The 9,378-nt window shown below is 41.1% G+C and carries 7 protein-coding genes and 1 pseudogene; all 8 read left to right on the top strand.

Translation table 11 applies throughout. From position 1 onward, the window contains the following. Positions 1-1,585, top strand: a pseudogene (locus RLN88_RS12365) (hypothetical protein); the annotation flags it as partial. Further along, the gene (locus tag RLN88_RS12370) at positions 1,582-2,307 is read left to right on the top strand and encodes a hypothetical protein (RefSeq protein WP_350221722.1); all 726 of its coding nucleotides are present in this window, start codon (positions 1,582-1,584) and stop codon (positions 2,305-2,307) included. The pseudogene RLN88_RS12365 and the gene RLN88_RS12370, both read left to right, overlap by 4 nt. 112 nt (positions 2,308-2,419) lie before the next feature. After that, positions 2,420-2,902: a transposase gene (locus tag RLN88_RS12375; protein ID WP_350221723.1), complete on the top strand. Its 483-nt coding sequence runs from the start codon at positions 2,420-2,422 to the stop codon at positions 2,900-2,902. 97 nt (positions 2,903-2,999) lie between these two features. Continuing rightward, positions 3,000-3,311 (top strand): transposase, encoded by a 312-nt coding sequence (locus RLN88_RS12380; protein ID WP_350221724.1) that lies wholly within the window; start codon positions 3,000-3,002, stop codon positions 3,309-3,311. A 100-nt stretch (positions 3,312-3,411) separates the two neighbouring features. After that, on the top strand, positions 3,412-4,170 hold the full coding sequence (locus tag RLN88_RS12385; RefSeq protein ID WP_350221725.1) for a hypothetical protein: 759 nt from the start codon (positions 3,412-3,414) through the stop codon (positions 4,168-4,170). Next, positions 4,170-4,619, top strand: coding sequence for a hypothetical protein (locus tag RLN88_RS12390; protein WP_350221726.1), 450 nt, complete (start codon positions 4,170-4,172; stop codon positions 4,617-4,619). The genes RLN88_RS12385 and RLN88_RS12390 overlap by 1 nt, the downstream gene beginning before the upstream one ends. 33 nt (positions 4,620-4,652) lie before the next feature. Continuing rightward, complete coding sequence (locus tag RLN88_RS12395) at positions 4,653-8,621, top strand: RHS repeat domain-containing protein (RefSeq protein ID WP_350221727.1); 3,969 nt, start codon at positions 4,653-4,655, stop codon at positions 8,619-8,621. Next, positions 8,621-9,378, top strand: a 758-nt coding sequence (locus RLN88_RS12400) for a hypothetical protein (protein WP_350221728.1), incomplete at its 3' end; no start/stop codon positions are given. The genes RLN88_RS12395 and RLN88_RS12400, both read left to right, overlap by 1 nt.

Consider the following 9,378-nt stretch of genomic DNA (forward strand, 5'->3'; position numbering starts at 1 on the left):
TGCTTCTGCTATACTTGATGCATTCAATTTAGCAGGCGCAGCAACCGGATTAGAAGGACAAGGCAGTTCATTATCCAGTGCATTGAGTTCTGGAAGTTCCGCGCTGTTTGCCAATAGCCAAAGCGAGCAGCCAAGGGCCTATTTACAATACCTCTTCTTTGATGAAAACTACAACTTTGTGGAGGCAGGCTCCAGCTTCCGTGAGGTGACAGATATAAGCCTGGACAAGTTTGCAAAGTATGAATCCGGCAAGCTCACCTACAGCCAGGCCGGCTACCTGTTTGTGTACCTGGTGAATGAAACAAATGTGGATCAGGATGTTTTCTTTGATGACCTGAAGATCACTCATTCTTCAGCTACAGCCTCGTTCAAAGTTTCCCAGGTTAATGACTTCTACCCGTTTGGCCTTCCAACCAGTAACAGTTGGCGCTCGCCTGGTTACATCGATCCTGGACTCCTCTACCAATCTTCGTATGCTTCTTATGATAGCTTAACGGGCTATTATGACTTCCTATCCAGATCGTATGATCCGGTACTGGGACGGTTCTTTGCGGTAGATCCTGCGGGGCAGTTTAGTTCGCCGTATGCGGGGATGGGGAATGTTCCTCACTTCGGGACTGATCCAGATGGGGAGTGGTTTTTTGCTGCATTATTGATGGCATCCAAAATATATGGTATTGCTTCCACATCATTCAATGTCGCAAAAGGATTTCAGGAAGGTGGTTTGGATGGCGGTCTATCTGCAATAGCTGGTGCAGGTATTGGAATGCTTACTGGTCACATTGGGGGAGAAATTATCAGTGGCTTAAATATTGGTGGGGCGATTCCTGGAGCTTTTGCTGGTGCAGGTGTTCAGGGGACTCTAAGTGGAGTAGTTACTGCTGCTTCAGGAGGTGACTTTTGGGATGGATTTAAGGGAGGAGCAATTTCGGGGGCCATTCAAGGAGGTATTCATGGATATGAAACAGCTGGTCCAGTAAGAGATAATTGGACGGGGAAAGTTGATTGGGAAGCCGTAAAACAGAATACTCAAGCAAGAAACCAGGCAATTAGCGAATGGGCTGCTGCAAATAGTATTAGAGGTGAGGTAGAAGGAGTTAATTTGTTAGGAGATGATTGGGGATTAAGTTCAGGACCTAATGAGTTTGCTCCATTATCGGTTGGTTATTCAGATGAAACAGTTAGAAATGGAGCGATAAGGAGCTTAAACTCGGTGGATGAGCATTTTGCTTGTAATGAAATGGCTTGTAATATTGGAGCATATAGACACTTTGAAAACGTAACAGGTTCCAGGGAGTTAAACGGTTATTTGGCAAATGATATGATAGACTATATGATTAAAAGTCCAAATTTCGACATTACATCATCTATTGACGTAGCAAATTATGCAAGGAGTCAAGGTTATTTTGTTTTAGGAGGTAAAAAAGCAGCTGGTCATGGACATGTAGTTTCTTTTGTGTCTGCAGGCAAGGGGTGGGAATCAATTGTATTAGATACTGGAAAAAATACTCATTGGATTAATGCATTGAGCAAAACAAGATGGAATAGAAGTGGTGTTAAGTTTTTTATATATAATAAGAGATGAAGTATTTCGCTGTATTAGTAACGTTAGTTTTTTTTTCATGTGGTGGGAGCTCATCAAAAGATAAAACCCTCACATCCTCTAGCAAAGAGGAACTAATTGATGATAAAGAAGAATCGTATTTTTTAACAATTGATTCTTCTTTAATTGATTCACTCTTCGTAGATATTGAAGAGCTTAAACTCTATTTTGAAGGTTTAAAAGAAATTAACTACTCCCTAATAAAGAGTGCAGACTTATCAGATAGTGTCTTTAATGGTAATTACAAGTTAAGTATCTATGATATAGATTATGCTTCTGAACCTTCAGATGATCAATTGTATTATGATTCTCTTTTCGGAAGAGAGACTGATACTTCCCTTCCTGGAGATTTTATGAAAATAAAAATTGAAGGTAAGGGAATTTATTCTCTTAAAAATTTAGATGGGTGGAGTAAAGTTCCATCAAAGTTTAGAACTGAATCTGAGCATTTCCTAATAATTGATCTTGGTTTAAGATCACCAGTTCTTATCTTTTTCAGTGAGCCTTATGCAAGCCAGCCTCATCTATTAACAATCATCGGTTTTGATGATGAAGGACCTAAGCTAATCTTCAACCAGAAAAGAAATCTAATTAGTATCCGAGAAGATGAATTATTGGTGACAGATGAATTTGATAAATACAGTCGAATCTATGGCTTAGATGATCGTATAATGATCCATCAAAATCCCAAATCTCTTAATTAAGTGAACTTTTTGGATGAATCTATACTTGTTTGCCTCCTTATCGCGCAAGTCTTCCGGCGAGGGTGTGAGTGAGAGAGAGACTTGGGCGTAATAGAATGAAAGAAATGAAATTATGAGCAGTAAATACAAAATGAATAATCCGGGAGGGATCTACTTCCTGTCTACTGCAGTAGTAAACTGGATAGATGTATTTACGAGAATAGAATACAGGGAAATTATTTTAAATAGCTTAAAGTACTGCATATGTAAGAAAGGATTGGTTTTGTATGGATATGTTATCATGACTAATCATATCCACTTAATCAGTGGAAGGAGGTCTGACGTTACTGTTTTTTCTGATATAATACGAGACTTTAAGAAGTTTACTTCCAGTCAAATCATAAAAGCGATTCAGGAAAATCCCCAAGAAAGCAGAAAGGACTGGTTGTTATGGTTGTTTGAGAGAGCAGGTAAGGCGAATGGAAATAATACCTTATATCAATTATGGCACGGTCCGACGCTTCGGCAGGACAATCATCCCATCGAGTTAGAAGGTGATTGGATCGACCAAAAATTGGAATACTTACCCCAACAGTCGCTCGGGTGTCCCGAGTGACGTGAATATGGAAGAAGGAAGAAGAAAATATTAAAAAATTGATCACTCGGCTAGAGCCGAGCGATTGCAACGCATTGCGAATAGTATAAGAAGCAAAATGTCAGAACTAGGAAAAGCAAATACAGATGCCACCTACTTTCTCACCTTTACGGTGGTCGGATGGATTGATGTATTTACTCGTAATAGGTATTCTGATATCATAATAGATAGTCTTAAGTTCTGCATACAAAACAAAGGATTGGATATATTCAGTTATGTAATCATGCCCAGTCACATTCATATGATTGCCAGACATGAAGAAGGAAAGCTGAATGAAATCATAAGAGACTTTAAGTCATTTACTGCTAAAGAAATTATTCGAACCATTGAATTAATCACTCGGCTGGAGCCGAGCGATTGCAAGAAATGACAAGAAAATAGGAAGAAGAGCAATAGAAATAAAGATCACTCGGCAAAACCGAGCGACTGAAATGTAAATAGAAATAAAAAATAAAATCAGTTATAAACCAATGAAATTAGTTAAACTATTCATCATCACCATTTTGATAACCAGCTGTGCAGCTACAAAAGTCAAGGTGAACACCTTGAATGACGCAAGTTTTGATGTAGATGAACTCAACCTGACCTCTGTCATGATCGGTCCTGTCTGGCAGCCCGTTTTGCCTCTGATAGATGCATCTGCATTCAATGCGAAAACCAACAAGATAGCAGCTGAGATCATGGAGGAAGAGCAAAAGATCATTGAACGCTACAAAGAACTTCTAGTTGAAAACATCCGCAAAAATGTAGATGCAAAGCTGGTGCTATCATCAGAGTTGAATGATAGCGCAGACAAGTACCGCATAGAGAAAGGGGTGAATGTGGAAGAAAATGAAAACTTTCCGGTTGTCTTCTTTGCAGAAGGTGACTTAAACTTTTTTGAGTTTGATAAGAAAGGGATCAATGTAAATGCCATCTTCAAAAACAATGAAGCCCTTAGCGCCAGGATTGCTACCATCACGCAGGAACTTGGAGTGGAAAATGTGCTAATCTCATTTACACGCATAGAAGTAATCAGCCCGGGAATGTTTGGAGCATCAGCTCAAACACGGCTGGGTACCTATCTCTATCTTTTTAATAGCTCGGGAAAATTGGTCATGGATGCCTATGGGTGGTCTAAGCCTGTCAATATCAAAGGGAAGGAGATTCAGGACTACAAAATCCAGTTAGACAACTTTCATGGGCTGGCTATTTTGATGGGAACTGAACTAGCAAACTACCTAAAATAGTGAGAGAGATAATCATCTTGATTTTAACTGTCGTAGGGGGATTGGCTCAGGCCCAGTCTACCTACAATTTGCCACAGGAGCGCTTTTTTTTGAAGGGAACAGTGAGTCTGGAGAGTCTGGAAAAATTCACTGCATCAGATATCATGATAAAATCAGATTCGGTCTTGTTCAATAGCGCTAATGTAGAGAGAGGGTATCCTCTTTCGGAAATTAATTACCTGAAGTTGCAGAGAGGTACTAAAGCTAAGAATGGATTTCTTATAGGAGCAGGATCAATGTTTTTGATATCGCTACTCTCCGTAGCGCAAGTACAATCAGACCCCAACTATGAATTGAGGCCGAATGTCGGGGCAATAATTTTAGGACTTAGTGCGGGTGGTGGGCTTTTAGGTGCAGCTATTGGGTCAGGAATTCCAAACTATGAGACATATTATGTCAATTTAAAATAAGATACAGATAAAAGGAATTACGATAATCTAGCCATGAAAAAGATACTCACACTAATCACGGTATTGATCACCTTTAGCATATCCGCACAGGTGATGCCATCGCCAGATGCAGCCTCCATGATCAAAGGAATCAATACCCCGGTAAGCTTGTACAACGGCACCATGTCAGTTTCATTGCCACTCTACGAAGCAAAGGCCAATAACGGAGCAGTGGTCCCGGTCGCACTTCAATATAATGGAGGTGGTGGTATCCGTGTCGCTGAGGTGGCCGGCGTAGCAGGCCTGGGGTGGCATTTACAAGCAGGAGGCTCCATCACACGTGTGGTGCAGGATCAGCCGGATGAACACGCAAAGTTCACTACCAACATAAACTATGAGACGGTGAGCAGCGTAGCACATGGTCGTCGTGAATTTGATTTCCAAAAAGATCTTTTTTTCTTTTCTTTTCCCGGAGGTGGAGGCAAGTTCATTTTTACTGCCGATGACTTATTTCAAAAAGGTGGCGGCAGCTTTCGTAGGGAATGTGAGGAAGCTTGTAGTAATATTGATTTTGAGTGCCATAACAATTGTGATGATACATACGGAACATTGGAGCATGACTTTATCGCCCCAAATGACTATACGTCCAATGAGATCGCCACACTTCCATCATCGGATGTTCAAATTGAATTTAACTACCGGGACAAACTGGATTCTGATTTCGTGATCACAGATATGCAGGGGACAAAGTACTATTTTGGACAAACAAGCGATTCTAGAGAAAGGACGATCAATAATTTCAAAGACAACTTCAGTAATACTGAGTATGAAAACAAAAACAAGCGGGAGTTTATTTCTACTTGGCATCTTACCAAAATAGAATTCATCAATCTTCCTGCAAATGATGCAATTACTTTTTCTTACGAAAACGCCACTATCACGACAGAAACAGATGTTACGAAGGTTCCTGCTCGTACAGATTTAAACCTGTATGCCGAGTGTATGGCTACAAAAAGTGCTGGAGAAAACTGTGATGATTGTATGGAATTCAATAAGGAAGTTGATAATCCATATAATGCTTTCACTGAACCAGATGAATATGCTCAATATAAAGCTCATAATAGTTACTATAGAAATAATATCACCACACAAAAATCAGTCATATATACCAAGCTTGTTTCCCGTATTAATTTTTCTAAGGGAAGTATAAGGTTTGGTTATGAAGCCAGGTCAGATTTAGATAATGGTAAAAAGCTATCGGTGGTTTCCTTATACGATCACAAGAACAAAGAAGTGAGTTCTTCCACACTGTCCCAGAATTACTTCTCTTCAACAGATTCATATTTCAAAGGGGGCACAAGAGGCTATTCATCCAAGGGTAGACGGCTCAAGTTAGAGGCTGTGATCACAGATGGGATGCCAATTGCAACGTTTGATTACATCAATGACAAACAGTTTCATCCGGGTGGTCAGATCGATATGTATGAGCTGCCTCCGCGTGATTCTTATTACACAGATCATTGGGGATACTATAATGGTGGCCCTCATCAGGGAGAAACGTATACCTGGCATGGAAGTGCAACTGTAAATGGAACCACTATCAGGGGGATGAAAAAAGGGATTAAGAATTACGCCAAGGCAAACATTTTAACCAAGGTAACATACGCAGCAGGTGGCTACAAAGAGTTTATGTACGAGACGCATGATCATCATGGAGGCGTTAGAATTGATAAGATTAAGACAGTGGATAAGGATGGCCAGGTGGTTTCTGATGTTCATTATACATATGAAGAAGAGTATATTCCAGACGACCTATCATATGTAGAAAATCATGTTGTAACAGTGCCTCAGGATCGAGATGAAATCACCGGAAAAATTATACCTCATATTTTTGAAAGTTCTCAAACATTCGTCTTTGATTTGAATGGGCCCTCAAACGGCTACCGAAAAGTCATCGAGAAAAATAACATTACCGGAGAAGAATCCATTCATGAATTTATCCGTACAGGGGATGAAGGTCGGGGGATAGATTATGCATCTAAAACTTTTGCCGTGGTGGATGTATATAGGGATAATTTTAATCATTATCCGGGAAGACCCGTCTACAATTCAGGATTCCCACCAACCATTGATCACTATGATCCTATAGATAAATTGGCCTTTCCTTTCTCAACACCTTCAGTGATGTATTTTGATAGAGGACTGGAAAAAAAGGTAACTCATAAAGATAAGAATGGAGTTGTGATTGGCGAAGTGGAAAATTACTATGAACATATATTTGGAAATGATTTTACCATTTTCAATCATGGCTTTCATTTGGAATATTTGGATGAAGATGTTGGCACTTTTCAAGATAATAGTTTGATATACAACTTCATAGTCTCTAAATACAAGGTCTCAGCGAGATATTTAAGACTAAACCATTCCATTACAAGAAGTTTTGATGATATGGGTAATCTGGTATTCGAGACAAAAAGCAGAAATTATTATCACAATACTTACAAAAGCCTTGTAAAGGAGACTAGCTCAGAAAGAATTGATGGTTTTGATGTCGAAAATTTTCCAAGTAAAACAAAAATCTTTTACCCTCAAGACGTTGATGCCATCCGGTCTTTCTATGGCACTTCTACTATTTTAAATGAAATGGTAGATCACCACATTATTGGTTTACCTGTGGCGACAACTACTGAGGTTGATCTTCCTAACGATCACAGGGGATATTGGGTCAATGGTTCTAACCACACCATTTTTCAAAAGGTCAACGGAATGTTTCTACCTCATAAAGCAGTCAATTATTTAATAGATGGCGCAGAAGTAGAATGGTACGATGAGTTTCAATCGGAAATTACCCAAACTTTAACCTACAACAACCAAGGCCTCCTTGCATCCCAAACAGGTCAGGACGGCATCACCACTTCCTACACCTACGACGATGCAGGCTACATAAAGACCGTGACAACAGATCCGGGAGTAGCATCTCTCAAGCGTACAACCACCTATGAGCACTTTCCTCTTATTGGCTTGAAATCCGTCACTGGTACAGACGGCAGAAAGGTATCCTACGAGTATGATGATCAAAACCGATTATTGCTTACAAGGGATCACGAGGGAAACATCCTGAAAAGATACCGCTACAACTACGCCGGGGAAAGCACTTCTTTTAGTGTGTATATGACACCTGATGGTGGGTACAACCAGACGTGCTCACCCATCAAATTCGTGGTAAATGGAACCTCGGATTTGTATGGAGAGACCAAGTTTACCTGGGATTTTGGGGACCAGAACGTTACCGCTGAGTGCGGTGCTACACCAATTGGCCCTATGGGCGAGCCAATAGTTATAGACGGAACGGATGGAAATGCCAGCGTGGTGGAGACCAGAAACAATTATGTCTATCACAATTTTAAAGAGGCGGGTACTTATACAGTAAAAGTATCGGCATTTAACCCAGAGCTGGGTGAGGAGAAAACCTATTCTCGCGAAATCACCATTTATGACCTGAAAGCAGGAGCTGTGGTGAATGGGCCGTCATCAGTAGAATATTGCACCTCTACCGGAGGTGGAGGAGGTGGAGTGGAGCAGCAGAATAATACGCCTATGATTCCTCAAATGGATGGGGATGTTGCACAGATGGATGGAGGATCATCCGGCAGCAACTATCCCAATGCTTATTTCTCTGTTGGATTCTCTTCAGGAGGCGCTAGATGTCAGGATTATGGAGTTTCCAGTGGGCAACTACAATACAAGTTGCCAGGTGGAAGTTGGATTCCTTTTGGAGAAAATGGATTCGGTAGCCTGCCCGGAGCTGCTTTTTTCCACTCCTCATCACCATACAATGTTGAAATAAAAGGACAGGTATCTGATAATTGCTCCTCAGGGCTTCAGTCCACATCCACCCATATAATGAAGGTAAATCCATGTGGCTATTCATCTGGGGGAACCGGAGGAATTGGAACCGGAGGTACTGGGGGAGGAATTGGGAATCCGGACACTCCAACCTTGCCAGATGACGAGCAACAATAATGAAATGGCTGGTGTTCATATGCCTTTGGGTACTTGCACACCTTTCGTATGCCCAAATCAAGTTTGATGTAAAGGTTTCAGATAAGCACCTGAAGAAAGTAGAACAATCGAAGGATGCACGCAGCAAGCTCAGGGCTTACAAAGAGGCATATCGGAAAGATAGCATCAAGGCCGCCAAAGCAGCCTGGAAGGAATACAAGCGAGACAATAAAGACAGCCTAAAGGCAGCTGGCAGGTGGAAAGATGTCAAAGCCCATCAAAAGGAGCTGATACTAGGGAAATACCAGTTACAAAAGCCAAAAGACTTATTTGTTGATCAATCGGCTTTCAAGCCACCAAAGGATTCTACAGATTGGGCCTTGCAGGAGCTTTCCCGAAGGGGGGATTTTGAGCAGGTGCAAAGGGTCTATGAAGCTTATGGGCAATATGATTCATCCTACCTTGATCGGTTTCATCCTGACTCTACCTTGTTGGATAGTGCCACGCTAGCCAGTCGGTTTGATATGAAAAATCGTCTGGAATCCTATTTACCAGAGGAGTTGCGGCAAGAGAGTGATCATAAGATTTCTGAGCAGATGAAATATGGGATGATGGATGAATACGGTAATATCCAGAAAATAGACCGGTCGGGAGTAGGGGAGTTTTTTAAGAATATCTCCCCGGAGGAGTTTACCAAATCCCAGCTTTCACTCCAGGCGTCCAAGAAAAAATACAGTTCACTTCCTGATCTGTCCAATGAAGATGAAGGGGTGAAGCG

It is taken from the genome of Ekhidna sp. (genome assembly GCF_040223195.1).
Taxonomy (GTDB): domain Bacteria; phylum Bacteroidota; class Bacteroidia; order Cytophagales; family Cyclobacteriaceae; genus Ekhidna.